Annotated in this window: 22 protein-coding genes; 13 read left to right on the forward strand and 9 right to left on the reverse strand. The window is 62.1% G+C overall.

What is annotated here, in order from left to right; translation table 11 throughout:
• The first annotated feature begins 134 nt into the window (after positions 1-134).
• Both KHO31_RS09505 and KHO31_RS09510 read left to right on the forward strand, forming a co-directional pair.
• Positions 135-1,331, forward strand: coding sequence for an efflux RND transporter periplasmic adaptor subunit (locus KHO31_RS09505; RefSeq protein WP_211623118.1), 1,197 nt, complete (start codon positions 135-137; stop codon positions 1,329-1,331).
• A 15-nt stretch (positions 1,332-1,346) separates the two neighbouring features.
• A complete protein-coding gene (locus KHO31_RS09510; RefSeq protein ID WP_211623119.1) occupies positions 1,347-4,556 on the forward strand; it encodes an efflux RND transporter permease subunit in 3,210 nt (1,069 codons plus the stop codon).
• Positions 4,557-4,648: 92 nt separating this feature from the next.
• Here the strand turns inward: KHO31_RS09510 and KHO31_RS09515 are convergent, their stop codons facing one another.
• Complete coding sequence (locus tag KHO31_RS09515; RefSeq protein WP_201141183.1) at positions 4,649-5,542, reverse strand: nucleotidyl transferase AbiEii/AbiGii toxin family protein; 894 nt, start codon at positions 5,540-5,542, stop codon at positions 4,649-4,651.
• Entirely contained in the window at positions 5,517-6,581 is a 1,065-nt protein-coding gene (locus KHO31_RS09520; RefSeq protein ID WP_211623120.1) for a type IV toxin-antitoxin system AbiEi family antitoxin, read from the reverse strand. The genes KHO31_RS09515 and KHO31_RS09520 overlap by 26 nt, the downstream gene beginning before the upstream one ends.
• A 203-nt stretch (positions 6,582-6,784) precedes the next feature.
• On the opposite strand from KHO31_RS09520, the gene KHO31_RS09525 reads away from it, so the two are divergent.
• The gene (locus tag KHO31_RS09525) at positions 6,785-7,045 is read left to right on the forward strand and encodes a hypothetical protein (protein WP_028200557.1); all 261 of its coding nucleotides are present in this window, start codon (positions 6,785-6,787) and stop codon (positions 7,043-7,045) included.
• Between the two features lie 41 nt (positions 7,046-7,086).
• Complete coding sequence (locus KHO31_RS09530; RefSeq protein ID WP_201141179.1) at positions 7,087-8,175, forward strand: J domain-containing protein; 1,089 nt, start codon at positions 7,087-7,089, stop codon at positions 8,173-8,175.
• Positions 8,176-8,224: 49 nt separating this feature from the next.
• Here the strand turns inward: KHO31_RS09530 and KHO31_RS09535 are convergent, their stop codons facing one another.
• From KHO31_RS09535 to KHO31_RS09560, 6 genes are all read right to left on the reverse strand, one after another.
• Positions 8,225-9,376, reverse strand: a complete 1,152-nt coding sequence (locus KHO31_RS09535; protein WP_211623121.1) for a Gfo/Idh/MocA family protein — start codon at positions 9,374-9,376, stop codon at positions 8,225-8,227.
• Positions 9,377-9,460: 84 nt separating this feature from the next.
• A complete protein-coding gene (locus tag KHO31_RS09540; RefSeq protein WP_201123007.1) occupies positions 9,461-10,510 on the reverse strand; it encodes a sugar phosphate isomerase/epimerase family protein in 1,050 nt (349 codons plus the stop codon).
• A 79-nt stretch (positions 10,511-10,589) separates the two neighbouring features.
• Complete coding sequence (locus KHO31_RS09545; RefSeq protein WP_201081734.1) at positions 10,590-11,552, reverse strand: substrate-binding domain-containing protein; 963 nt, start codon at positions 11,550-11,552, stop codon at positions 10,590-10,592.
• Between the two features lie 162 nt (positions 11,553-11,714).
• Positions 11,715-12,728 (reverse strand): ABC transporter permease, encoded by a 1,014-nt coding sequence (locus KHO31_RS09550; protein ID WP_201081732.1) that lies wholly within the window; start codon positions 12,726-12,728, stop codon positions 11,715-11,717.
• Positions 12,709-14,196 (reverse strand): sugar ABC transporter ATP-binding protein, encoded by a 1,488-nt coding sequence (locus tag KHO31_RS09555; RefSeq protein WP_211623123.1) that lies wholly within the window; start codon positions 14,194-14,196, stop codon positions 12,709-12,711. The genes KHO31_RS09550 and KHO31_RS09555 overlap by 20 nt, the downstream gene beginning before the upstream one ends.
• Positions 14,197-14,199: 3 nt before the next feature.
• Positions 14,200-15,276, reverse strand: a complete 1,077-nt coding sequence (locus KHO31_RS09560) for a LacI family DNA-binding transcriptional regulator (protein ID WP_211623124.1) — start codon at positions 15,274-15,276, stop codon at positions 14,200-14,202.
• Between the two features lie 298 nt (positions 15,277-15,574).
• Here KHO31_RS09560 and KHO31_RS09565 point away from each other — a divergent pair, with 298 nt between their 5' ends.
• From KHO31_RS09565 to KHO31_RS09595, 7 genes are all read left to right on the forward strand, one after another.
• Positions 15,575-16,228: a protein-L-isoaspartate O-methyltransferase family protein gene (locus KHO31_RS09565; RefSeq protein ID WP_201139013.1), complete on the forward strand. Its 654-nt coding sequence runs from the start codon at positions 15,575-15,577 to the stop codon at positions 16,226-16,228.
• Positions 16,229-16,286: 58 nt separating this feature from the next.
• Complete coding sequence (locus tag KHO31_RS09570; protein WP_028200548.1) at positions 16,287-16,610, forward strand: rhodanese-like domain-containing protein; 324 nt, start codon at positions 16,287-16,289, stop codon at positions 16,608-16,610.
• A 13-nt stretch (positions 16,611-16,623) separates the two neighbouring features.
• Positions 16,624-18,171, forward strand: coding sequence for a TolC family outer membrane protein (locus KHO31_RS09575; protein WP_211623126.1), 1,548 nt, complete (start codon positions 16,624-16,626; stop codon positions 18,169-18,171).
• A 133-nt stretch (positions 18,172-18,304) separates the two neighbouring features.
• Entirely contained in the window at positions 18,305-18,781 is a 477-nt protein-coding gene (locus KHO31_RS09580) for a DUF2844 domain-containing protein (RefSeq protein ID WP_201081724.1), read from the forward strand.
• 32 nt (positions 18,782-18,813) lie between these two features.
• The gene (locus KHO31_RS09585) at positions 18,814-20,115 is read left to right on the forward strand and encodes a DUF3443 domain-containing protein (protein WP_211620564.1); all 1,302 of its coding nucleotides are present in this window, start codon (positions 18,814-18,816) and stop codon (positions 20,113-20,115) included.
• A 136-nt stretch (positions 20,116-20,251) separates the two neighbouring features.
• Positions 20,252-20,704 (forward strand): DUF2844 domain-containing protein, encoded by a 453-nt coding sequence (locus tag KHO31_RS09590; RefSeq protein ID WP_211623128.1) that lies wholly within the window; start codon positions 20,252-20,254, stop codon positions 20,702-20,704.
• 33 nt (positions 20,705-20,737) lie between these two features.
• Entirely contained in the window at positions 20,738-22,285 is a 1,548-nt protein-coding gene (locus KHO31_RS09595; RefSeq protein WP_211623130.1) for a DUF3443 domain-containing protein, read from the forward strand.
• Between the two features lie 55 nt (positions 22,286-22,340).
• Here KHO31_RS09595 and KHO31_RS09600 read toward each other — a convergent pair whose 3' ends face one another.
• Complete coding sequence (locus tag KHO31_RS09600; RefSeq protein ID WP_201081852.1) at positions 22,341-22,544, reverse strand: hypothetical protein; 204 nt, start codon at positions 22,542-22,544, stop codon at positions 22,341-22,343.
• A gap of 305 nt (positions 22,545-22,849) precedes the next feature.
• On the opposite strand from KHO31_RS09600, the gene urtA reads away from it, so the two are divergent.
• Together urtA and urtB are read left to right on the forward strand one after the other, a co-directional pair.
• Entirely contained in the window at positions 22,850-24,148 is a 1,299-nt protein-coding gene (gene urtA / locus KHO31_RS09605; RefSeq protein ID WP_201081717.1) for an urea ABC transporter substrate-binding protein, read from the forward strand.
• Positions 24,149-24,443: 295 nt separating this feature from the next.
• On the forward strand, positions 24,444-26,069 hold the full coding sequence (gene urtB / locus KHO31_RS09610) for an urea ABC transporter permease subunit UrtB (RefSeq protein ID WP_211623132.1): 1,626 nt from the start codon (positions 24,444-24,446) through the stop codon (positions 26,067-26,069).
• Position 26,070 lies beyond the last annotated feature (1 nt).

Raw genomic sequence — 26,070 nt, forward strand, 5'->3', positions numbered from 1 at the left:
GTACCATGCTGACGGCCAGCTTGCAGTGAACGCGAGCTCGGGCTAATTTGCCGATTCCGTGCGAGCGCTGCGCGCCTTGAAACCACAAGGCCACCATCGCGTATCGCCAGTTCGTGAAGTCCGTCAGACCACGCATGCTAAAAACCAGAAAACGCATCATCATCGCCGCCGCTGTGGTTATCGTGATCCTCGCCATCGCGATTGCCCAAGCCATCGGAAAGCGCAGCGCTCCCACTGCGGCCACCGACACAGTCCCATCCGTCGTCGAATTCGCACCGGACGATCTCACCACCGTCAGTCGCCGTACCCTCTCCGAAACGCTGCCGCTGACCGGTTCGCTACGCGCGGTCACCCAAGCCGCAGTCAAATCGAAAGTGGCCGGCTCCGCGCTCAACGTCATGGTGCGCGAAGGCGATTCGGTCAAGACGGGCCAGATCCTCGCGAAGATCGATGCCCGCGACTACGTGGCCCGGGCCGAACAGACTCGCGGCCAGATGGCGGCCATGGCCGGCCAGCTCGACATCGCCAAACAGACGCTCGACAACAACCGCGTGCTGGTCGAGAAAGGCTTCATTTCGAAGAACGCCTTCGACACCGCGCAAAGCCAGTATCAAATCGCCCGCGCGAATCTCGATGCGGCGAAGGCGGCGCTGGCGTCGTCGAATCTGTCGTTGGACGATACCGTCGTACGCTCGCCGCTCGATGGACAGATCGCCTCGCGCTCGGTCGAACCGGGTGAGAAACTCGCGGTCGATACCAAGCTGTTCGACGTGGTCGATCTGCGCACGCTCGAACTGGAAGCGCCGGTGCCGGTCGGCGAGATCGGGCGCGTTCGCATCGGCCAGCCGATCCAGATCGCTTTCGACGGTATCGACACCCCCATCCAGGGCGCGATCACGCGCATCAATCCGGCCGCGCAAGCCGGCTCACGTTCGATCATGGTGTATGTGCAGGTCGCAAACCCATCAGGCACGTTGCGGGTCGGCATGTTCGGCACCGGCACGATCTCGGTCGGCAGCCGCCAGAACGTGCTGGTCGTCCCAGCCACCGCCATCCGTACAGACGGCACGCGGCACAGCGTCTATGCGCTTGTCGACGGCAAGCTGGTCGAGCAACCGGTACAAACCGGCGCGACCGGCGATGCCGACGGCGATACATGGACCGAGATCGTCGGCGGGCCGTTGGCCCTCGGCCAGCAGATCGTGAAGAACAATCTCGGCTCATTGCGGATCGGCAGCACCGTGCATGTGGTGCAGCCCGCTCAGCCTGCTCAACCCGGGCAGACTGCCCAGCAAGCGGCCAGCGTGCCGGGCGCAAGCAGCGCACGCTGACCGGAGCCCTCGCCTATGTGGTTCACCCGCATCAGCATCGGCAATCCGGTGCTCGCCACGATGATGATGATGGCGCTGCTCGTCATCGGTCTGTTTTCGTATCAGCGGCTCAAAGTCGATCAGTTCCCGGACATCGCCTTCCCCGTCGTGGTCGTGCAAACCGCGTATCCGGGCGCGTCGCCGGAATCGGTCGAATCGGACGTCACGCGCAAGATCGAGGAAGCGGTCAACACGATCAGCGGCATCGACGAAATCACTTCACGTTCGTACGACGCGCAGTCGGTCGTGATCGTGCAATTCGATCTTTCGGTCGATGCGGTGCAAGCCGCCCAGGACGTGCGCGACAAGATCGCACTGATCCGCCCCGATCTGCGCGACGGCGTGAAGGACCCGCGTGTGCTGCGCTATGACCCGTCGGATATGCCGATCATCACGGTGGCCATCTCGAACGCGCCGGGCGCGTCGTTGTCCACGCGCGATCTCACCACGGTCGCCGATCAGATCGTGCGCAAGCGGCTTGAAACAGTGCGCGGCGTCGGCTCGGTCTCGCTGGTGGGCGGCGTGAAACGGCAAGTACAGATCGACGTGAATCCGGAGAAGCTGCAGGCGCTTTCTATCGGCGTCGATCAGGTCATTCGCGCGGTGCAGAACGAGAATCAGGAGATTCCGGCCGGGCCGCTCACGTCGAGCAATGTCGAGCAGACCGTGCAGGTCAAAGGCCGCTTCGAGAAACCGGACGACTTCAAACGCATCATCGTCGCGCGGCGCGGCGCACAGTCTGCGATTCCTACTGCTTCATCGGCGACGCAGCCGATCACGCTCGATCAGGTCGCCGACGTGGCGGACGGTCAGCAGGAACCCGACAGCATGGCCTTGCTCAACGGCCAGCGCGCGTTGTTCCTGTCGATCATCAAGGCGCAGGGTGAAAACACCGTCGATGTCGCGCATGGCGTGCGTGACGCCGTCGCCCTGCTGCAACCGCAATTGCCACCCGGCGTCAAACTCGACATCACCGACGATTCGTCGATCAACATCGAAGAAAGCGTCAACGAAGTGAAGCGCACCTTGCTCGAAGGCGCGCTGCTGACGGTGCTGATCGTGTTCCTGTTCCTTGGTTCGTGGCGCAGCACGGTAATCACCGGCCTCACACTGCCGATCGCGCTGATCGGCACCTTCGCGGTGATGTACGCGTGCGGCTTCACGATCAACGTGATCACGCTGATGGCGCTGTCCCTATGCGTCGGCTTGCTGATCGACGACGCGATCGTGGTGCGCGAGAACATCGTGCGGCACGTGCAACTCGGCGCCGACCACCGCACGGCCGCGCTCGACGGCACCAAGGAAATCGCGCTCGCCGTGCTTGCGACCACCTTCTCGATCGTCGCGGTGTTTCTGCCGGTGGGCTTCATGGGCGGCATCATCGGCCGCTTCTTCCATCAGTTCGGCATCACGGTAGCCGCCGCCGTTCTGATCTCTATGTTCGTGTCGTTCACGCTCGATCCGATGCTGTCCTCCATCTGGCCGGACCCTGATCTGCATGACGCGGACACGGGCCGCAAAGGCTATCGTTATGGACGCGTCATCGAACGTTCCCTGCATCTGTTCGACAAGCAGATCGACCAGCTCACCGCGTTCTATCAGCGCCTGCTCGGCTGGTCGTTGAAGCATCGCGCGATCACGTTGGTCGTCGCTGCGTCCACGTTCTTCGGCAGCCTGTTTCTGGTGCCGTTCGTCGGCACCGAGTTTGTGCCGAATGCGGACTTCTCCGAAACGCAGATCGGTTTGAACACGCCGGTGGGCACATCGCTCGAAGCCACCTCGGAGAAAGTGAAGCAGGTGCAGGCGATTCTCGCCACCTACCCCGAAGTGCGCTTCAGTTACGCGACGGTCAACTCCGGCAACACGCAAGGTAAGAACACCGCGCTGATTACGGTGCGCCTGAAAGACCGGCGCGACCGGACACGCGGCATGGTCGAATTGAACCAGGTGTTTCGCGCGCGGCTCGCTTCGGTAGCGGGCGTATCAATCACCGAAATCGGCGTGCCCGACGGCGCCGGCAGCACGAAGGCGATCCAGTTGAGCTTGCAGGGCGACAACATCGACGAACTGCGCCGGCTTTCTGATGCGGTTCAAGCACGGATGGCGAAGATTCCAGGCCTTGTCGACCTCGATTCGAGTCTCAAGGCGGACAAGCCGATCGTCGCGATCAATGTGAAACGCGAACTGGCGTCCGACCTCGGCGTGGGCGTGGCCGATATCGGCACGGCATTGCGGCCTCTGCTCTCGGGCGACGCCATCAGCACATGGCGCGCGCCCGACGACCAGGACTACGACGTCAGTGTGCGCTTGCCGCGCTCGCAGCGCCAGGACGTCGACGATCTGGCGAAGCTGATGATCGCCACCAATCGCACCGACGCGAACGGTGCGCCGGTGCTGGTGCCGCTGCGGCAGATCGCGGACATCGTCAAGACGACCGGTCCCGACGTGTTGAACCGGCGCGACCTGCGGCGCGAGGTGATGCTGTCGGCGAACGTGAACGGCCGCTCGCCCGGCGAAGTGGCCTCGGACGTCGCGAAGGCGCTCGACGCAATGCATCTGCCGGCGGGCTACCACTATCGATTCGAAGGCTCGACCAAGAGCATGAACGAATCGTTCGTGTACGCGGTGGAGGCATTGGCGCTCGCGGTGATCTTCATCTACATGATTCTCGCGTCGCAGTTCGCGAGCTTCGCCCAGCCGCTCGCCATCATGGCGTCGTTGCCGCTCACCTTGATTGGCGTGCTGATTGCGCTGCTGCTGTTCGGCAGTACGTTGAACATGTTCTCGATCATCGGCTTCGTCATGCTGATGGGCCTGGTGACGAAGAACGCGATTTTGCTGATCGACTTCGCGAATCAGGCTCGGCGCGGCACCCTGCTCGATGCGTCCGGCAAGGGCCGCGTGATGGAGCGGCGTGAAGCACTGCTCGAAGCGGCGCGGGTGCGTCTGCGGCCGATTCTGATGACCACGCTGGCGATGATCTTCGGCATGCTGCCGCTGGCGGCGGCGCTCGGCGAAGGCGGGGAGCAACGCGGACCGCTCGGGCAGACGGTGATCGGCGGTGTGATTACATCGTCGATTCTGACGCTGGTGGTGGTGCCGGTGGTGTACACGGTGCTGGAGGATTGGGCGGATTGGGTGCGGAGCAAGTTCAGCAAAGTCAGCGCCGTCAAACAGGAGCAATAGCCGCGATTGATCATGCGGACGCCGCACATCCGACGGTCGCCGTTCTTCCCGATGTTCCAATCAAGAAGAGCCTCATTACGTTCCGGACCGGCTCAAACGCTGCCCGATATGCCTAGGAACGCATTCCGAAAAGCTGACAACGTCCGGTCGGATCCATCGGCGAAGTCGTCCAGCATCTGAACGACGGCACGAGCCAGCATGTCGCGTCGCAGCGTGTCGTACACGGCATCGTCCGAGAGGATTGCCGAGACGGCATCGAACGTTACGGGCGAAGCAATCTGTCGCGATTCGCGACCTAGCAGCGCCGACGCCGCAAGACCGACATCGAAATCATGCAACTCGAGCAGGTCTGCACCGTTCACCCAGATGCGATCCGTATTGCCCGCGTCGCAGTAGTTGCGAAGAATCAGAAGCAGGTCCGATGCGTCGGTATTCTTGGAGGCACGCCGGTCGTGCCATGCGAGAATTTTTAGAAGCGCAAGGCACGGCAGGCTCACAACCGGCACCACCAGGCGTTCACCAATGTCTATCTCGACAGACGTATCGACGGCCTCCCGGAACCCGAGAACATTCATCACAACGTCGCCCCGCGGCGGCCAGGTGACCGAACCTTCAGGGGCCTCGAGATCGCCGAACGGAACCAGATCCAACGGCACCGGTCGACCGACGTCCGGATCATCAAAAACCAGGGTGTGCTGCGCCTTGATACTCGCCCGGAAGAGTCCTGTCTGCTCGAGCCCGGCAATCAAGGCGCCATATGCATCCCAGCTGATCGCACAGACCGCAACGTCGACATCGCGCGTGGCACGCTCCGCACGAATGCCGTGCACATGCCAAAGCACTAGATCCCGTGCAGTTGCGCCTGCCACAACAAACTTCACGCCAAGCTGATGCGCGGTCTCCTGGACGTGGGCAAGCAGCGCCGCGGTGACTGGGTGTACGGGCCGCTCTTCGGCAACCTTAAGGCTGGGTAATGTACTGCTCATAGATTTGCGTGGCGGTGGAAAGATTGCGGCTGTCGCCTGAGGCGACGAGGTCCGCGTAGATGAGGAACGGGTGAACTAGCGGCTGGCGGCCAGGTTCCGTCCAGCCACGCTCGAGAGACTCCGGCCAGAATGATTCAAGAATCTCGACATCGCCACGCGGATCGGGGCGCAGCCGGGCGTTCAGCATGAACTGACTGTCAAGCGGGGCACGGCTGTAGAGGGTGACTTTCGCGGCCTTCAGTTCATGCGTCAGGATGTCAGCCGCCGACTCGCCACCGAGTCGAGCGTCGAAACTTGCGAAGTCGAACATGCGCCACCAGTCAGGCGTCGTGCTCGCGAAGCGCCGCGCACCCAGTTTGAATCGCAGGCGGGTCTGATAGAGGCTGGCCCACTCGAAGACAAATTTCTGCCAGTCCGGAAAGATGCGCTCGCCGCTGCTCTTCAGCGCGACAAGCCCACGGAACTGCAGATCGTCGATGACCTGGTTTGCCGTGCTCAATGCCACGCCAGAGGCCTGGGCGATAGTTCTATACGGCTGCGAGACGAGGCCAGGCTGTGTCGCTATAGCGAACATCACCTGCAGTCCTTTGCGCGTGGTGGCACGTCCTGTCTGCGGCTTTTGCGCATGCTGCGGTTTTGGCCGGCCGCAGATCATGATCATACCTTCAGGCTCGCTCAGAAACGCGTTGCCCGCCGCGTCCAGAAACGGCACGTTCTGCTCAATCAAACGGCCGGCGAGTTCCGGCTCGACATGGGGCGCGATTAGCATGAGCGGGCGTTGAGCCGAACGTGCTCCCGTTGCACGAGGATGATTTTGCGCGAGAAGAATATTTGCGATATCCACTGCACTTGCCCGTGTTGTGATGAATACGGGCATTTCGAATTTCCGGCCGGAGAGGTTGAATTCGATTGCAGAGTCGCCGTACGGAACGAGCGTGCGAACCGGCTTCGCCTTGTAAACGCCCGTCGAGCGTCCGAATGCGTCGCACGCTTCTCCAAGAATCTGCGTTTCAAGAAACGAATTGGCGGAGCGCGGCATGGTTTGCTCGTGTACGATTTTTATTAATGTATCATAAAATCGTACATACGCAAAAAATCGTACAAACTTTCAGCTCGCTACTCGTGGGAATGCGCGGGGGTACTGCACGCGCAATGCCGGCACGGCTCACCAACCGCCGACCGGCAGGCGGCGCGGCGGATTGCTGCTAAAGTGCATACCTTCAATTCGCCGTTTCCCCCATCATGCGCACCACCCGAGCCATCCACGCCGTCGAACGGCTGAAAACCCGCAGCGGCAACCCGCAGTTCGCCGCGATCAGCCTGTCCGGCGGCCTGTTTTATCTGGTCGACAAATCGAGCGGCACGGACAAGAAAGTCTCCGATCCGCTGACGCTCGACGACTTCGTCAAATTCGTCGACGGTTTCGGACCGCCGAAACCGCGCAAGGCGAGCAAGCTCGATATTGCGTTCGAAGCGCAGCTCAAGAAGAGCAAGGGCAGCTAGGCAGCGCCCCACCCCATTTGACGATCGAAGATATCCGCCCCATGACCAGGACAAGCGCCAGGTCCGTCAGCATCGCGCCGGACCACAATCAACCCACCCTGTCGAAGGGCCAGAAAGCGTTCAACACGCTGATCAAACAGATCGAAAAGCGGCGTGCCAGTTTGAGCGCGTGGGAGGAGTTCGCGCCCGCTTTCCAGCAAAAGTACGTGAATGAACTGCTGCCGCTGACGCAAAAGATGCAACATTTGCGTGCACGGATGGCACACCTTCTCGACGAGCAGAGCAACCAGAAACGTATCACGCAGACCGAGCGGCGCACCCTTTCAGCGGTGATTGTCGATCTGGCAGCGAGGTGTCTCGGGGAAGAAGATAGCGACGAGTTGAAAGCGCTGTACAACCGGCACAGCGGGTCCGACTACGACGACGAAAGAGCGTCCGAGTTAGACGAAATGAAATCGATGTTGGAGACGGTACTAGGCGTCGAACTGGACGACATCGACATGAACTCGCCCGATGAAGTTCTGGATCGCCTGCAGGCCCATATCGAACAGGACGACGCTGCGCAAGCAGCGGAACATCAGGCGCGCCAGGCACAAAATGCCCCAAAAAAGAAGACGGCGAAGCAGATGGCAGCCGAGACGCGCCGCGAGGAAGAAGAAGCACAACTAAGCCGCTCGATTCGCGAGGTGTATCGTAAGCTGGCCAGCGCGTTGCATCCCGATCGCGAAAGCGATCCAGAGGAGCGCAAACGGAAAACCGCGCTGATGCAACGAGTCAACGAGGCCTACAGCAAGAGCAACCTGCTGCGTTTGCTCGAGTTGCAGCTGGAATTGGAACACATCGATCAGAACGCGCTCGATAACCTGAGCGAAGACCGGCTCAAGCATTACAACAAGATACTGAAGGAGCAGGTAGGCGAACTCGACGACGAAATTATGTTTGTCGAGATGGCGTTCAAGGAACGCTACGGGCTCGACCCGATGGCCCCCATCACGCCGAAGAAGGTCATGCACGGGCTGACAGAGGACGTTTTTATGCTGCAGGAACAGATCGGATCGCTCGAGTACGATCTGGTGGAATTCCAGGACCTCGGCACGCTCAAAGCCTGGTTGAAAATCAGGCGGCGTTGAAATTGAATGGCTCCCTTCGCTGCCTGGCGTGCGCGTCATGGGTCCACGATCAACCGGGTTCTATCTCACGCCACTGGCCATTCGCCGCGCTGCTTGCCAACACGGCATCAATGAAGCGCAAACCCGCTACACCGTCATCCACCGTGGTGAGCAGCAGGCTTTCGACAGGCAACGGTTGACCCGCATTCAACGCTTCGATCTGCAACGCCGCATCTTTGTACAACTGCGCGAACGCTTCCAGATAACCCTCAGGATGCCCCTGCGGCACGCGCGTCGCGTGCGCGGCGAGCGCGCTTTTCACGCGTCCGCGCGTCAAGCGCTCGGCCGTTCCGCCTAACGGCGTGAACCACAATTCGTTCGGATTCTCCTGATCGAAAGCGAGGCTTGCTTTCGTCCCATACACCCGCAGACGTAGCGCATTCTCCGCGCCGCTCGCCACCTGGCTCGCCCATAGCATGCCGCGCGCGCCATTCGGATAGCGCAGCATCGCCTGCACGTGGTCGTCGATACGGCGTCCCGGCACGAAGGTGTGCAACTCGGCGGATAGCGCCAGAGGCAACATCCCCGTAACGAACGAGGCCAGATGATACGCATGCGTGCCGATGTCGCCGAGACAGCCGGCGGGACCCGCTAACGACGGATCCGTGCGCCAGCCCGCCTGTTTGTTCGTGCCGCTCGTTTCTATCGGTTCAGCCAGCCAGTCTTGCGCATATTCGACTTGCACCACGCGTATTTCGCCGAGCTCACCTCTTTCGACAAGCTCGCGAGCATGGCGCACCAGCGGATAACCAGAGTACGTATGAGTCAGCGCGAACAGCTTGTTCTTCTCGCGCGCAAGCTTCGCCAGCGCCTCACCTTCCGCCAAGGAAATCGCCAGCGGCTTGTCGCACACCACATGCGTGCCCGCCTCGAGAAAAGCCGTTGCCACCGGCGCATGCAGATGATTCGGCGTGACGATCGCAACTGCGTCGATACCGTCGTCGCGAGCGGCTTCGGCGCGCGCCATCTCGCGCCAGTCTGTATAGCTGCGCGCAATACCGGCCTCGGTGGCACTCGCTTGCGCACGCTGCGGATCGGACGACAATGCGCCCGCCACTAGTTCGAACCGATCGTCGAGCCGCGCCGCGATCCGATGCACGGCGCCGATAAACGCGCCCTGACCGCCGCCGACCATACCGAGCCTGAGTCTTCGTTGTGGCATCGCACCTACTCCTTTGCGATCTGCTTTAACCGCTTCACGGGCTGGCCGCGGCCAACATGCCCCCGACTCACCTGAAGATCGCGATCAAATACCAAGCACACGCTTCAATTGCGCCGCATCCACACCGCTGCCAGCGAAATCATCGAACGCATGCTCAGCCACGCGAATGATGTGCCGGCGGATGAACTCCGCGCCTTCACGGGCGCCGTCCTGCGGATGCTTCAGCGCGCACTCCCATTCCAGCACCGCCCAGCCCGGAAAATCGTATTGCGCCATCTTCGAGAAGATCGCGCCGAAATCGATCTGCCCGTCGCCGAGCGATCGAAAACGCCCCGCGCGCTCGACCCAGCCGCTATAGCCGCCGTACACACCTTGTTTGCCGTTCGGACGAAACTCCGCGTCCTTTACGTGGAATGCCTTGATGCGCTCGTGATAGATGTCGATGAAGGCGAGGTAGTCGAGTTGCTGCAACACGAAATGGCTCGGATCGTAGAGGATGTTCGCGCGCGGGTGCTGTCTCACCACATCCAGAAAGCGCTCGAAGGTCACACCGTCGTGCAGATCCTCGCCCGGATGCAGTTCGTAGCACACGTCGACGCCGGCTTCGTCGAACGCATCGAGAATCGGCGTCCAGCGGCGCGCGAGTTCGTCAAAGGCAGTCTCTATCAAACCTGCCGGACGCTGCGGCCACGGATAAAGATACGGCCACGCCAGCGCACCGGAGAACGACACGTGGGTATTCAACCCCAAACGTTGCGACGCCTTTGCCGCCAGCTTCATCTGATCAACCGCCCACTGCGTGCGCGCCGCAGGATTGCCGCGCACATGCTGCCCGGCAAAGCCGTCGAACAACGCGTCATAGGCCGGATGCACGGCGACGAGTTGCCCTTGCAAGTGCGTCGACAGTTCGGTGATCGTCACTCCAGCGTCTTCTGCGATCTCACGCAACGCGTCGCAATAACTCTGGCTTGCCGCCGCCTGTTCGAGATCGATCAGGCGCGCATCGCACGGCACCTGAATTCCCTTGAAGCCGAGGCTCGCGGCCCAGCCTGCCAGATGCGCGAGGTTGTCGAACGGTACCTCGTCGCCCATGAACTGGGCGAGAAAAATCGCCGGCCCTTTGATGGTTTTCATCGTACGGTTCCTCGAACTATGGCGCGCTTGTCATGCCCCTGCGAAAGACACACGGCAAGCGTGCTCCGGACGCCCAGGGTCAGAACGGCGAGTCAGGAAAATAGAACTGCTGCGCGTTTTCCTTCGTGATCAGTACCGACGGGATGATCGTGGTCGGCGGCAGCTTGTCGCCCTTCAGACGCGCTTCGGCGGTGAGCTTGATCGCGTCGTAGATGAATTTCGGCGAGTACGACACGTCCGCCTTGATCATCGGTGCGCCGTCCATCACGTTCTTCACCATGCCCTTCGAACCCGCGCCGCCGAACACGATCTTGATGTCGCTACGCTTGGCCTGCTCGATCGCCTTGAGGACACCCACGGCCATATCGTCGTCCGCTGCCCAGACCGCGTCGATGTGCTTGAAGCGCGTGAGGTAGTCCTGCATCACCTTGAACGCGTCGTCGCGATTCCAGTTTGCATACTTGGCATCGAGGATCTTCATATCCGGATAGTTCTTGATCACGTTCGTGAATGCGGTCCAGCGTTCGTTGTCGAGCGTGGTCGGAATGCCGCGCAGCGCGACGATGTCGCCCTTGCCGTCGAGCGCTTTCGCCAGATACTCGGCGGGAATCTTGCCGAACGCGGTGTTGTCACCCGCAACGTAGGCGTCCTGTGCGCTGGTATCCGTCAGACCGCGATCCACCACCGTCACATACACACCCTTCTTCTTCACCTGCGCGACCGGCTGCGTGAGTGAAGCCGATTCATACGGGAAAATCACCAACGCGTTGATCTTGTTCACCGTCACCAGATCCTGCAACTGGTTCGCCTGTTCGGGTGCGCCGGCCGCAGTCTTCACGATCACTTTCAGATCGGGATGCGCTTTCTCCAGATCGGTTTTCGCCTTGTTCGCCCACCAGACGATGCCACCCGTAAAGCCGTGGTCGGCTGTCGGAATCGCGACGCCCAGCGTGACTTTTTCATCGGCACGCGTGACGCTTGCCGTGCCCAGTATCCCCAACGCCAGCATGCCGGCGCCGACCGCTCGAATGACCTGCTTCATGGTTGTGTCTCCTGTGTCGATCCATGCCACATAATTGTGTCGATCAGAGTTAGTGCTTTGGCACTTACTCTGATCCCATGCAACATCGCTGCGTTATGAGGCCTTCATGCGCCCCGATTCTCGAACTTGCCGTTGTATCCCTTGAAGCTCAACGCCCACCACCTACCGCCGTCCGCGTTGCACGAACGCGACGAAGATAATCACCACGCCCTGCACCGCCGCGTTCAGATACACGCTGATGATGCTGGTCAGATTCAGAATATTGGCGATCACCGAAAGCAGAATCGCGCCTATCACCGTGCCGACAACACGCCCTTCGCCGCCCTTGAGCGCAGTGCCGCCCACCACCACCGATGCAATCGCTTCAAGCTCCCAAAGCAAGCCGGTGGTCGGCGTGGCTGAACCGAGCCGCGGCACGTACAGCACCGTCGCCACACCGACGCAGATACCGAGCAACACATACGTAATGATCTTCACGGTATCGACGCGAATCGCTGCGTAACGCGCGACCTGCTCGTTGGAACCGATCGCTTGCACGTGACGGCCGAACGCGGTGCGATTGAGAATCAGCGCGCCGCCCGCCGCAACAACCAGGAATACCCAGATCGGGACCGGCACACCGAAGAGGCTCGCGTAGTAAACGGGGCCGTACAGGTCGGACAACGAGTTATCCAAAGTCAGTGCGCCGCCATCCGCGAGCCACGTCAGCACTGCGCGAAAAATGCCGAGCGTGCCCAACGTGACGATGAACGGCTCGATGCGTCCTTTGGTAATCAGCAGACCGTGCGCGCAGCCAAACAAACCGCCGAGCAGGAGTGCGAACACAATGCCGAGCGTCACTATCAGCAAAGGCGCGAACGTATGGCCGCCGACACCCGCAGCAAGTCCGTTCATCAGCCAGATCATGCTGCCCGCGATCAGCGCCGCCATCGACCCGACCGACAGATCGATGCCGCCCGAAATGATCACGAAGGTCATGCCGACCGCGATGATGCCGATGAACGACGTACGCGTGAGCACGTTCATCATGTTGTCGAGCGTCGCGAAATCGCGGTTGAGCAACGTGCCGACGATGCACAGCAGGATCAGTCCAACGAGCGGCCCAAGCGCATACAGACGATGCGCGAAACGCAACGCGCGGCCGGATTGGACGGCTTCAGTGGGTGCCGGTCGCATGGGCGATCAACTCCTCTTCGGTCAAATGCTCGAGTGTGAGCGTGGTTTGCAGGCGTCCCGCGCGCATCACGGCGACGCGGTGGCACAAGCCGATCAGCTCGATCAGTTCGGATGAAATGACGATCACCGCGCGGCCCTGCGCGGCGAGACGATGGATCAGGAAATAGATGTCGCGTTTCGCGCCGACATCGACGCCGCGAGTCGGCTCGTCGAGCACGATCACGTTCGGATCGGGCTGCAGGAACTTGGCGAGCGCAAGCTTCTGCTGATTGCCGCCGGAGAGCATGCGCGCGCGGCTCGACAGATCGCCCGTGCGGATACCGAAGTCGCTCACGGCTTTCGTCAATGCCGCGCGGCCCGCTTTCATATCGAGCAACGGATGCGCGTAGCGTTCGAGTGTCATTAGCGTGACGTTGTCCTGCAAGCTCAGATTCACGTGCAGGCCTTTGCCTTTGCGGTCTTCGCTCAGATATGTGAGGCCGTGGCGCATGGCGTCGCGTGGGCTCCTCAGGTCGGCACGGCGGCCGGCGATTTCGATGCGGCCCGCTGTGCGTTTGCGCAAGCCGATGATCGCTTCGAATGCTTCGGTGCGGCCTGCGCCGACAAGACCGGCAAAACCCAGCACTTCACCGGCACGCACGTCGAAGCTCAGGTCTTCCACCCAGTCCGGCACGGCGAGGCCCTCTACTTTCAACGCAATCGGCGCGTCGGCAGGAACGGTGATCTTGTCGGGAAACATATCGGACACGTCGCGCCCGACCATCAGATTCGCCATCTGCTGCCGGGCAAGCCCCGCGGTTTCGCTGCGCGCGACGAAGCGGCCGTCGCGCATCACGATCACTTCGTCGGTGATGCGCTCGACTTCATCCAGCTTGTGCGAGATGTAGACGATCGTCACGCCATCGGCTTTCAGCTTCGCCATCAGCGTGAAAAGGCGCTCAGTTTCCGACGGCGTAAGCGTGGCAGTCGGTTCGTCCATGATGAGCAGACGCGCGCGGCGCGACAGCGCCTTGGCGATCTCCACCATCTGCTTTTCCGCGACGATCAACTCGCGCACTTTCGTATCCGGCGCTTTCTCGAGACCGACCTGCGCAAGATAGCGCGCGGCATCGGCACGCATCGCAGCATCGTCGACGAACCAGCCGCGCTTTTTTTCATGGCCGAGATACATATTCTGCGCAATCGTCAGATGCTCGGCGAGATTGAACTCCTGGTGAATCAGCACGATGCCGGCCGCTTCCGCATCGCGTGAGCCGATGAACTGCTGCGCGTGGCCGTCGACCAGCAAGGTGCCCGAAGTCGCCGTTTCGTAGCCGGCGAGAATTTTCATCAGCGTCGATTTGCCTGCGCCGTTTTCACCGAGCAAACCGTAGATGCGCCCCGGCGCCAACTCGAAGCTCACCCCGTGCAGCACGCGCACCGGCCCGAAGTCTTTGCGGATATCGTCGAAGCGAATGGCGAGGCTCATGACTTACGCGCTCCTGCGAATCACGAGCCGATGCGGCAGCAGCACGCCCGGCACGTTCATCAACGGATTCGCGAGCCGTTGCAGCAGGAGGCGCGCGGCGGTTTCGCCGAGTTCGCGCATCGGCTGGGCGATGGTGGTCAGCGGCGGATCGATTTGCGCGGCAAGCGAAATATCGTCGAAGCCGACCACCGCGACATCGTCCGGCACATGCTTGCCGACATTGCGCAAACCGTGGATCACGCCGATCGCCAGCGTGTCGGAGACGGCGAAGATCGCGCTCGGCGCGTCAGGCTGCTGCATGAGCACAGCCGCTGCCGATGCGCCCGCTTCATAGTCGAGGCTGTTCAGGTTCATGCGCCAACGCTCGTCGGGCGTGATACCCGCTTCGGTCAACGCGTCCAGATAGCCTTGCTGACGCTGGCGGGCGTACAGATAGTCGACATCCGAGTTGATCAGCCCGACGCGCCGATGGCCGCGCGCGAGCAGATGCCGCACCGCATCGCCCGCCGCCCGATAGTTGTCGATGCCGACGTACGGCACCCCCATCTCCGGATCGAACTCACAGCACGCGACCCACGGCAGCGCGCTGGATGCCTCGCCGAGCGCCTGCTGGATGGTGGCCGGGTCGAGGCAGATCGCGCCATCCGCGCGACGGCGGCGCAGCAGATCGAAATAGCTGCGCTCGCGTCCCGGATCGGCGCCCGTGTCGCATAGCAGCATGAAATAGCCGTGCTGGCGCGCGACGCTGTCGATGCCGCGCACGATCTCCGCGTAGAAGGGGTTGCCGACGTCGGGCACCATCGTCAGCAGCAGGCGGCTTTCGGCGGTGCGCAGGTTGCGCGCGAGTTCGTTGACGCGATAGCCGCTGGCGTCGACCGCCGCCAATACCTTGTCGCGCGTGGCGGGCCGCACGTTCTCGTGGCCGTTCAGCACGCGCGACACCGTCGCCACCGAAACGCCCGCCTGCTCCGCCACCTGGGCAATCGAAAGGCCCTCGACCGGCCGCGGCGGCTGAGCCTCCGGCTGCGGGCGCGCCTTCGACGACGTTGCAGGGGCCGCTTTGGACAACGACTTGGCCAAGTGAGTGCACCTCGAAAATGTAATCGATTACATTTTTGGGTGATCGCAGCGGGAATCGCAAGGACGGATCGCTAGGGATTAACACGGAGTCGAGCGGGCGCGACGGGAGCCGCTTCAAGGCGCGGCCCGGCAGCGCACTGCCCGTAACGGCCTTGGTTCGCGCCGCCATTTGGTACAATCCTGCAGTTACCCTGCCGCGACCTGCTGTGTGCCGAGTTGTACCCCGGGGCTGTACCCGGAGGCCGCCGGTCAGTGGCAAAGAATCGCAAACTCGCCAAACCACACTGCCGAATCCACCATGAACATCGAGCAAGCGCGTTTCAACATGATCGAACAGCAGATCCGCCCCTGGGAAGTGCTCGACCAGGACGTGCTGAATCTGCTCTCGATCGTCAAGCGTGAAAACTTCGTCCCCACCGTTTACCGCGATCTGGCCTTCGTCGACTTCGAAGTGCCGCTGCCGGCCGGCCAGCACATGCTGGCGCCGCGCGTCGAAGCACGCGTGCTGCAGGAACTGACGGTGAAGAAACACGAAAGCGTGCTCGAAATCGGCGCCGGCTCGGGTTACATGGCCGCCTTGCTCGCGCATCGCGCGCAGCACGTGCTGACGGTAGATATCGAACCGGAACTGGCAGAACTGGCGAAGAACAACCTGATCGCCAACGGCGTGCTGAACGCCGAAGTCGCCACCGGCGACGCCTCGCGCGGCTGGGCGAACGCTGCACCGTACGACGTGATCTGCGTATCCGGCGGCCTGCCGGTACTGCCGCAGGACATCCTCGAACATCTGAAGATCGGCGGCCGTCTGGCGGCTTTCGTAGGCACCGCGCCGGTCATGAAGGCACAGGTCATCACCCGTATCGACGAGAAGCAGTACCGTATCGCCGACGTGTTCGAAACCTATGTCGAGCCGCTGATCAACGCCGTGCAGCCGCCGCGCTTCAAGTTTTAATTCGCACGTTTATCCGTACGGCGGCATGCCGCCGTCCTCTGAACTGGATCTCCTGTTGATGCAAAATCTGACCGCTCCCGCGCTTGCCGAATGGCTCGCCGATCAATCGCGTCCCGCGCCCGTGCTGCTTGACGTGCGCGAACCGTGGGAAATCCAGACGGCGTCGATCGCCGGCGCCGTATCGATTCCGATGCGTGAGATTCCCGCGCGCAGCGAAGAGCTCGACGACGACGCGCAAATCGTCTGCGTGTGCCATCACGGCGCGCGCAGCGCCCAGGTCGCGATGTTCCTCGAATCGCGCGGCCACACCAACGTCTTCAATCTGCAAGGCGGGATCGACGCGTGGTCGCGTCAGGTCGACCCGTCCGTTCCCACCTATTGATTGCACGGTCGCGATGATCCGCCAGCGGGTGTCGGTCCTCGCGGCCGCTCTTGCGCTTCATTGCGCGACTCTCGCGCTTTTTCCGATCACCGCACACGCCGTCGGCCTCTCCCAGCTTTACGACGAAGCACTCTCGAACGACGCGCAGCTGCAAAGCGCGCGCGCGGCGCTTGCCGCCAATAGCGAAGAGCTGCCGCTCGCCCGCGCCAAACTGCTGCCGCAAGTCTCGGCGTCGCTCACCGCGAACCGCCAGAGCACCGATTTCGGCGGCGGCTTTCCTGCCTCCTACGGCAATAGCAACGGCTACACGATTTCGCTCACGCAGCCGCTGATCCACGTCGATAGCTGGTACGGCTATGCGCAGGGCAAGCTCGCCGTGGACTCGGCACAGGCGTCGTTTGGAGAGGCGCGGCAGGGCCTGATCGTGCGGCTTGGCCAGGCTTACTTCGACGCGCTCGCGTCACAGGACAGCCTCGCGATTGTGCGCTCGCAGAAAGCGTCGATTGCGCAGCAGCTCGAATCGGCCAAGCGTTCATTCGAAGTCGGCAACACGACGATCACCGATACCAACGAAGCCCAAGCCAAATACGATCAGGCGATCTCACAAGAAATTGCCGCGCAGAACGATCTTGCGGTGAAGCTGGCCGCATTGCAGCAGATTATCGGACACTCCGTCGAGCGTGTGGATGGACTCGCCGTCGGCGCGCCGCTGCCGCCGCCCGTGCCCGCCGACATCAATCTGTGGGTCGACGCGGCCACTGATGGGAACTACCAGGTCGTGCTCAAGCAGATCGCGCTGGACAGTGCGCAACGCGAGACGTCGAAGGCCAAGGCCGGCCATCTGCCGACCGTCGATCTGGTGGCGAGCCGCTCGCGCAGCAGTCTCGGCGCGGCCGGTGCGGGTAATTTCGGCGGCAATTTTGGTGGCGGCTTCGGCAGCGGCGCGAACACGCCCGCGCCCGGCACGCCGGCGCTCGCCGCGGAACTGGGCAACCTGGGGTCGTCGTATACAAACAGCACGATCGGCGTGCAGGTCACGATTCCCATCTTTGCAGGCGGTGCGACGCAAAGCCGTGTACGTCAGACGCGCGCGCTCGAAGACCAGGCCGCCGCCGATCTCGATACGGCTCGGCGCAACGCCGCACTATCTGCGCGACAGGCGTTTCTCGGCGTGGTGAGCGGGCTCGCGCAGGTGCGCGCGCTGCAGACTGCCGAGCGATCGGCCAACACGTCGCTCGAATCGAACCTGCTCGGCTATCAGGTCGGCGTGCGGATCAATATCGACGTGCTCAATGCGCAGGACCAGCTGTTTTCGGCGCGTCGCGATCTGGCGAAGGCGCGTTATGACACGCTGATCAATAGCCTCAAGCTGAAGGCTTCCACCGCCAATCTCACCGATCAAGACGTGCTGCAGTTGAGCGCGCTGCTGTCGCCGGTCGACGATGGTTCGTTGACCGCGCTTCCGCATGTGCCGACGGTGCCGCATCCGGGTGTCGCGGCCAAAGGAGCTGCAGGGAAGCTCGGGCGACGGGCACTGCCGAACGCGGCGGTAGTGCAGTAAGGCTGGCCAACCTCGACCTTCCTGACACATCCCTTTCATTGAGATTCTTCCGGTCTGCGTTGCAGATTTTTCGTACGGTTTCCTGAGCTTTGCACGGGCACCATGCTCCGACCATTTTTGGAGGAGCAGTGTGATGAGACTTCTAAAGACCGCGATGCTGTTTGCAACGCTGTCGCCGCTCGCGAGCTATGCAACGTTAGGCGGTGCGCCGAGCACCGGCACTTCCTCTCCAACGATGCTGCGCGCTGCACCGCAGTCAGCCTCCGCGTCTAACACGGGCGTGGCTCACAAATCCGCCACGGCTCCCTACACCGTGCGCGAGTCACGCGACGCCGACGGCGTCACCATCCGCGAATACGTGCTGCCCAGTAGTGTCGTGTTCGCAGTCACCTGGGAAGGGCCGATACGGCCGGATATGACGGCACTGCTCGGCAGCTATTTCCCCAACTTCGTTGCTGCAGGCGAGAGCCGCGCGCGCGGCACCGGTCCACTGATCGAAGGCAACGATGACTTCCGCATCGAGTCGGCCGGCCGCTTGGGACATTTCTTCGGCATGGCGTATCTGCCGCGCCTGATGCCGGCGAACGTCCGCCCTGGCGAACTGAAGTAATGCGACGCATCGATTCCGCGGAAAACAACAAGATGACGACAATCAACAAGACATTCTGGGGCGCACTGGTAGCCCTTGGCCTGACACTGTCCGCGTGTGGCGGTGGAAGTGACGGAAACGGCAGCAAAAACAGCGGCTCCATCCCCTGGTCCGCCGATCCCGACTGGATCAAGAAACCGGATGGCTCGGGCAATGCAGGTAATTCTGGCAATACATCCAGCAATGGCAGCAACACGGTGCCGATTCGCGTCGACAACTCGATGGGCAGCATCAACATGCTTTCCGCGACGATCACCGTGTGCGTCCCAGGCGCGCAAGGCACGAGCCAGTGCACGACGGTCGATCGCATGCTGGTGGATACCGGCTCGGTAGGCGTACGCATCATGGCCAGCGCATTGCCGACGCTCGGCTCTCAATTGCTCACGCAAGTCGGCGCCGTCGACGACGCGAGCGGCGTCGCACCGATCGCCGAATGCATGCCGTTCGGTTCCGGCACGACCTGGGGCTCGGTGAAACGCGCCGATGTCAAAATCGGCAGTCGCACGGCAAGCAATATCCCCATCCAGTTGATCGGCGACGGTGGGTACACCATCCCGTCGGATTGCGTCGCGCACGGCGGCCCGGACCTCAGCAGCGTCGAAAGACTCGGCGCCAACGGCATTCTCGGCATCGGCTACGGGACGTATGACTCGAAAGACGCGTTGACCACCGCGCTGCCGGGGAACTACTACTATTGCACGGGCGCCAACGCTTGCTTCAACACGCGCATGCTGATGAACAAGGAGGTAATGAACCCGGTCGCGGCTTTCTCGAGCGATAACAATGGCACGATCATCCGCTTACCCAAGCTGCCTGCCGGAGGCTTGGCAAGTGTCACCGGTGAACTGGTATTCGGTATCGGCACGCAGTCGAACAACGCGTTGCCGTCGAATGTGAATGTTCTGACGTTGGATGAGTACGGCGAATTTACGACTCAATATCAAGGTCGGGTGTTCAACTGGAGCGCAATCGACAGCGGCACCAACGGGTTCGCATTCCAGGACGATTCGATTCCCACTACGTCGGGCTGGTACACGCCGCTCACCGCGCTGAGCCTTGCAGCCACGATGGAGTCCACCAACGGCAAGGGAACGCCCGTCAATATGCCCTTCTCGATCGACAATGCCATCCGCATGTCGGCGAACGGGTACGCCGCTTACGAGAACGTCGGCTGGTATCAGTCCAACTCGAAAATGTTCATGTGGGGTCTGCCTTTCTTCTACGGGCGCAGTGTGTACACGACGGTGGGCAACGGCACGATTGGCAAGCAGAGCGGACCGTTTGTCGCGTTCTGACGAGCGCGGACGGGCAGGCGGTGTCGTGAAATACCGCCTGCTCGAGGTCGTTTCTGACTTCTCGTTAGGACATTTCAGCATCTCTCATTAATCGCCCGCAGGCACCATGCTCCGACCTGTTTTTTGGAGCGATGTGATGAAATTTGCAAAGATCGTGCTGGCCGCGTCGGCTTTTTTGCCGCTCGCGTCGTACGCGGCGTTGGGTGGTGCACCGGGTGCGGGTTCGGCCCCTCGGTCGTTGCTCCAATCTGCAGCGTCTGCTTCCTCTTCCCCATCCGCCGCGGCTTATACCGTGCGTGAATCGCGTGATGCCGACGGCGTCCGGATCCGTGAATACGTGCTGCCCAGCAATGTTGTGTTTGCCGTCACGTGGCAAGGGCCGGTGAGGCCCGACATGGTCGCGCTCCTCGGCAGCTACTTTCCGAACGCCGTCTCGGCCGGTGCGGGCCGCGCGCGCGGCACCGGCCCGTTGATCGAACGCAATGGCGACTTTCAGATCGAGTCCGCAGGCCGGGCGGGAAACTTCTTCGGTAAGGCAGTTTTGCCGCGCCTGATCCCTGCCAATGTCCGTGCTGACGATCTGCAGTAACGCGGCGCATCGATTTCACGGAACTCAAAAAATATGAAGACCATCAATAAAAAACTTTGCTTCGCGCTGCTAACGGCCAGTTTGGCGCTCTCAGCCTGCGGTGGTGGCGGTGGCGGTGGCGACGACGGTAACTCGAACGCGACCAAGGATAACGAAAAACCAGCAACGCCGACGCCGAGTCCAACGCCCTCACCAGCGCCGACTCCGACTCCGACTCCGACTCCAACTCCGGCTCCGGCTCCGACCCCGACTCCGGCTCCGACCCCGACCCCGACTCCGACTCCGGCTCCGACCCCGACCCCGACTCCGACTCCGACTCCGACTCCGGCTCCGACCCCGACTCCGACTCCGACTCCGACTCCGGCTCCGACTCCGACTCCGACTCCGACTCCGGCTCCGACTCCGACTCCGACTCCGACTCCGAGCCCGACTCCAACGCCAATCGCCGACGTCAACACCGTCCCAATCGTCGTCGATCGCACGATGCCTGGCGCCGTGGTCAACATGCCGTACGTGACCGTCACTCTATGCATCCCCGGCCTGCAAGGTGCGAACCAATGCGCAACCATTGATCACATGCTGCTCGACACCGGTTCGGCCGGCGTGCGTGTGATGGCCAGCGCGCTGGGTTCTGCACTCGCAGGCGGGTTGCCGGCACAAACTGGCGCCGCTAACGACCCGACCGGTGGCTCGCCCATCGCCCAATGCGCGACGTTCGGGTCCGGTTACACGTGGGGTTCGATCAAACGTGCTGACGTGACAATCGGCAGTAAGACGGCAGGCAATCTGCCGATCCAGGTGATCGGCGACGCTGCGTATCCGACCACACCGTCGGATTGCGCTTCACGCGGCATCTCGAACGTCGGTAGTACGGTAGCCACACTCGGTGCCAATGGCGTGATCGGAATTAGCCCTGCGCTGACCGACTTTCCGCTAGCAGCACAATCTGCGTTGTCGGCTACCTACTACTATTGTCCGTCCACGGGATCATGCACCAACGCGCGGGTGCCGCTCGACACGCAAGTCATGAATCCGGTCGCCAACTTCACGTCGGACAACAACGGCACGATCATCCGCCTGCCCGCATTGCCAGCAGGCGGCCAGGTAACGGCTATCGGTGAACTGGTATTCGGTATCGGCACCCGGCAAAACAACGCGCTGCCGTCGACGGCAAATATTCTGAAGGTGGACAACAGCGGCGCCTTCAGCACTGTATATCAGGGGCGAACGCTCACCAGCTACGTCGATAGCGGCACTAATGTGCTCCGGTTCCCGGATACAACGACGCCGACCCTAGGCGTCTTTTACGTGCCGCCGACTACTCTCAAACTGTCCGCCACGTGGTATTCCGCTGACTACTCCACCGTCAGGAAAACCGGTACTGTCCTTACGGTGCCGTTCTCGATCGCCAATTCGTCAAACCTGCTGGCGAGCCAATATGCCGCTTATGACAACCTCGGCGCATACTGGGCCGAGTGGGCCTTCCTCTGGGGTTTGCCGTTTTTCTACGGCCGAGACGTGTACACCGCGCTCAGCACTGCCCAAGTCGGGACGCAAACCGGGCCGTTTATCGCCTTCTGATTTTTCTCGACAGCACACGAGTGACATATAAGGCCGGCGCCGGAAGGCGTCGGCCTTATATCTTTTCGCGCGCCCCAGGCGCGCCATCACGCGACGCCAACTCCACCCCGCCCACCAATCCAAGATTGCGCACGTCGATCACATGCCGCGGGGGAATCAGCACACCAGTCGAACCCGCGACCGGTTCGACAATCACAGCAGCATTCGTCGACGCGTCGTGCAGCGTGACAAGCCACTCCAGTTCGTCAGCGAGATGCACAGCGCATGCACAAAGGGGCGGCGGTCATGCACCGCCTACGCCCGCTGGCCGATGGATGCGCTTCGTTGCGGCGCGACGCGCACCTGAACGAGGCGCACGTCCTGCTCCTGCACCAATTTCGCGCTGCAATACGCATAACCGACGTGGCGCATCACCACGTCACAGCACGCAATGCGCGGACTTCAAGTCGAAATTGCCGCATGGCATGTGCCTTGCAGTATACAAGCGGCAAGTCATGCGGGATAAGCCCTGCTGGCTGAAATCGACGCCCATAAACAGTCACCATCAATGGCAAGGGGAAATACATGAAACGTCGCAGTCTGTTGAAGTTCGGCTCCATGTCGGGCGCATTGGCGCTTGCAGGTCAGGTTCCGTTTGCTCAGGCGCAATCGGGCAGCGGTCCGATCAAAGTAGGCGTTCTACATTCCTTGTCAGGCACGATGGCGATCTCGGAGACATCGCTCAAAGACACCGCGCTGATGACCATCGCGGACATCAACAAGAACGGCGGCGTCATGGGCCGCCAACTGCAGCCGGTGGTCGTGGACCCGGCGTCGAACTGGCCGCTATTCGCCGAAAAAGCGCGCCAGCTGATCACCCAGGAAAAGTGCGCCGTCGTGTTCGGCTGCTGGACCTCGGTGTCGCGCAAATCGGTACTGCCGGTGTTCGAAGAACTGAACGGCCTGCTGTTCTACCCGGTGCAGTACGAAGGCGAAGAAATGTCGCGCAACGTGTTCTACACGGGCGCCGCGCCGAATCAACAAGCGATTCCGGCAACCGAATATCTGATGAGCACGGAAGGCGGCGGCGCCAAGCGCTTCTTCCTGCTGGGCACCGACTATGTGTACCCCCGCACGACCAACAAGATCCTGCGCGCGTTCCTCAAGTCCAAAGGCGTGCAGGAAGCCGATATCCAGGAGGTCTACACGCCGTTCGGCCACAGCGACTATCAGACCATCGTCGCGAACATCAAGACCTTCTCGCAGGGCGGCAAGACCGCGGTGATCTCGACCGTCAACGGCGACTCGAACGTGCCGTTCTACAAGGAACTTGGCAACCAGGGGCTGAAGGCGTCCGACGTGCCGGTCGTCGCGTTCTCGGTCGGCGAAGAAGAACTGCGCGGCATCGATACGAAGCCGCTGGTCGGCAATCTCGCGGCATGGAACTACTTCATGTCGCTGCGCAACCCGACCAACGAAAAGTTCAAGAAGCAATGGGCGGAATGGGTCAAGGACAACAACCTGCCGGGCGGCACCAAGCGCGTGACGAATGACCCGATGGAAGCGACTTTCGTCGGCATCCATATGTGGAAACAGGCCGTCGAGAAAGCGAAGAGCGCGGACGTCGATAAGGTGCGCGTGGCGATGATCGGTCAGACGTTTGCGGCACCGTCGGGCTTCACGCTCGAAATGGACGGCAATCACCATCTGCACAAGCCGGTGATGATCGGCGAAGTGCGTGCCGACGGTCAGTTCAACGTAGTGTGGCGCACCAAGACCGCGATTCGCGCGCAGCCGTGGAGCCCGTTCATCGCCGGCAATTCGAGCAAGCCGGATGTGGTCAGTTCGATTCCCGCATTCCTGAAGCGCTCGCGGGTTGCCTGACAGGACGGATCGCGACGACGGTGCGGTCAGCCGCCGCCACGATCCGACGTGATCTCTCGATGGGTGTGCCGGCCGCGTCGTGCGGTTGGACCGTGAATCTGACGTTTGCGTCTGGACCGTCTCGGTCCCGGCCTTCCCGGCCGAACTCACGAACCGGTTGCCGTAGTTGTTGCAACTGCGGCAGCCAAAGCAGACCCGCGGCGCAGTATCAGCGCGCAGCAATTCGGCGGCACGGCAGCGGCATTGAAACGATGCGCCGGATCGCCGCCCTGCCCGTTTTTCTTCAAAGGCCATCATGGCGTTTTCATTTACGAAATTCGCACGACGCAGCATCGGCGGCCTCGCGCTCACGCTTATCTTTGGCGCGCCGCTTGCCGCCTTCGCGCTCGCCCCGGCCGATGTCGCGCCGCTCGCCGGCGACGACTTCGATGCGAAATCCGCGGCAATCGACAAGCTGATTGCCAACCACGACAAAGAATCCCTCGCGGTGCTCAAAGCCCTGTCCGAGGACAGCGCGCTCGCCACCGATTCCGGCGCCGTGCTGCTGCAAGACGGCGACACGGCACGCGACGCCGTCACCGGCAAAACCGTCGCCGCGGGCGACGCGCAACCGGTCACACTGAACAACCTGCTGCGCTCGAAAGTGGCAGGCGCACTCTCGGGCCTGCAACTCGATTCGCCCGACCTCGCCACACGCGACGCCGCCATCACCGCGCTGCTGCAAAACCCCGATCCGTCGATCAAACCGCTCGTCGATGCGGCGCGCGCGAAGGAAACCGACCCGGCGCTCAAGAAGCGCCTCGACACGCTGTGGGCGATGACCGCCTTGCACGACGCCGACCCGGCCAAGCGTCTCGAAGCCGTGCAACTGGTCGCCGCGCGCCACGATCTCGACATGAACGAACTCCTGCGTCCGCTCGTCGCGAAGAAGCCGGACGGCACCTTCAACGAAGCCGACGAGCGCGTGCGCTCCGCCGCGCAAAGCGGCATCGACGAACTCGATTCGATCCAGCGCCGCAGCCAGATCGCGGGCACGCTGTTCGCGGGCCTGTCACTCGGCAGCGTGCTGCTGCTTGCCGCCCTCGGTCTCGCGATCACGTATGGGCTGATCGGCGTGATCAACATGGCGCACGGTGAGTTCCTGATGATTGGCGCCTACGCCACCTACGTCGTGCAGAACCTGTTCCAGCGCTTTGCCCCCGGCGCGTTCGACTGGTATCCGCTGCTTGCCGTGCCGGCGTCATTTGCCGCCGCCGGACTGGTCGGCATCGTGCTCGAACGGCTGGTATTGAAACACCTTTACGGACGTCCGCTCGAAACTCTCCTGACCACCTTCGGCGTCAGCCTGATCCTGATTCAGGCGACGCGCATGCTGTTCGGCGCGCAGAACGTCCAGGTGATCAATCCTGCGTGGATGAGCGGCGGCGTCACCGTGCTGCCGAATCTGATCCTGCCGTACAACCGGCTGGCGATTCTGGCGTTTTCACTGATCGTCGTGGGGATTGCGTGGGCTGTCCTGACTAAAACGCGCCTCGGCCTGTTCGTGCGAGCCGTCACGCAAAACCGGCGGATGGCCGCATGCGTCGGCGTGAAGACCGCGCGTGTCGATTCGTATGCGTTCGCGTTCGGTGCGGGCATCGCCGGCCTGGGGGGCTGTGCGCTGTCGCAGATCGGCAATGTGGGTCCGGATCTCGGCCAGAGCTACATCATCGATTCGTTCATGGCCGTGGTGCTCGGCGGCGTCGGACAACTCGCCGGCACGGTGATCGGCGGCTTCGGGCTCGGACTCGTCAGCAAGGCGATCGAACCGTTCTGGGGCGCTGTGCTCGCCAAGATCGCGGTGCTCGTGCTGATCGTGCTGTTCATCCAGAAGCGTCCGCAGGGCATGTTCGCCCTCAAGGGCCGTAGCGCGGAGGCATGAG

The organism is Paraburkholderia domus, assembly GCF_905220705.1.
GTDB classification, from domain to species: domain Bacteria; phylum Pseudomonadota; class Gammaproteobacteria; order Burkholderiales; family Burkholderiaceae; genus Paraburkholderia; species Paraburkholderia domus.

Bases quoted from the DNA above. Each gene is read 5' to 3' on its own strand.
- KHO31_RS09505 (WP_211623118.1), top strand. From the start codon at position 135: ATGCTAAAAACCAGAAAACGCATCATCATCGCCGCCGCTGTGGTTATC.
- KHO31_RS09510 (WP_211623119.1), top strand. From the start codon at position 1,347: ATGTGGTTCACCCGCATCAGCATCGGCAATCCGGTGCTCGCCACGATG.
- KHO31_RS09515 (WP_201141183.1), bottom strand. From the start codon at position 5,542: ATGAGCAGTACATTACCCAGCCTTAAGGTTGCCGAAGAGCGGCCCGTA.
- KHO31_RS09520 (WP_211623120.1), bottom strand. From the start codon at position 6,581: ATGCCGCGCTCCGCCAATTCGTTTCTTGAAACGCAGATTCTTGGAGAA.
- KHO31_RS09525 (WP_028200557.1), top strand. From the start codon at position 6,785: ATGCGCACCACCCGAGCCATCCACGCCGTCGAACGGCTGAAAACCCGC.
- KHO31_RS09530 (WP_201141179.1), top strand. From the start codon at position 7,087: ATGACCAGGACAAGCGCCAGGTCCGTCAGCATCGCGCCGGACCACAAT.
- KHO31_RS09535 (WP_211623121.1), bottom strand. From the start codon at position 9,376: ATGCCACAACGAAGACTCAGGCTCGGTATGGTCGGCGGCGGTCAGGGC.
- KHO31_RS09540 (WP_201123007.1), bottom strand. From the start codon at position 10,510: ATGAAAACCATCAAAGGGCCGGCGATTTTTCTCGCCCAGTTCATGGGC.
- KHO31_RS09545 (WP_201081734.1), bottom strand. From the start codon at position 11,552: ATGAAGCAGGTCATTCGAGCGGTCGGCGCCGGCATGCTGGCGTTGGGG.
- KHO31_RS09550 (WP_201081732.1), bottom strand. From the start codon at position 12,728: ATGCGACCGGCACCCACTGAAGCCGTCCAATCCGGCCGCGCGTTGCGT.
- KHO31_RS09555 (WP_211623123.1), bottom strand. From the start codon at position 14,196: ATGAGCCTCGCCATTCGCTTCGACGATATCCGCAAAGACTTCGGGCCG.
- KHO31_RS09565 (WP_201139013.1), top strand. From the start codon at position 15,575: ATGAACATCGAGCAAGCGCGTTTCAACATGATCGAACAGCAGATCCGC.
- KHO31_RS09570 (WP_028200548.1), top strand. From the start codon at position 16,287: ATGCAAAATCTGACCGCTCCCGCGCTTGCCGAATGGCTCGCCGATCAA.
- KHO31_RS09575 (WP_211623126.1), top strand. From the start codon at position 16,624: ATGATCCGCCAGCGGGTGTCGGTCCTCGCGGCCGCTCTTGCGCTTCAT.
- KHO31_RS09580 (WP_201081724.1), top strand. From the start codon at position 18,305: ATGAGACTTCTAAAGACCGCGATGCTGTTTGCAACGCTGTCGCCGCTC.
- KHO31_RS09585 (WP_211620564.1), top strand. From the start codon at position 18,814: ATGACGACAATCAACAAGACATTCTGGGGCGCACTGGTAGCCCTTGGC.
- KHO31_RS09590 (WP_211623128.1), top strand. From the start codon at position 20,252: ATGAAATTTGCAAAGATCGTGCTGGCCGCGTCGGCTTTTTTGCCGCTC.
- KHO31_RS09595 (WP_211623130.1), top strand. From the start codon at position 20,738: ATGAAGACCATCAATAAAAAACTTTGCTTCGCGCTGCTAACGGCCAGT.
- urtA (WP_201081717.1), top strand. From the start codon at position 22,850: ATGAAACGTCGCAGTCTGTTGAAGTTCGGCTCCATGTCGGGCGCATTG.
- urtB (WP_211623132.1), top strand. From the start codon at position 24,444: ATGGCGTTTTCATTTACGAAATTCGCACGACGCAGCATCGGCGGCCTC.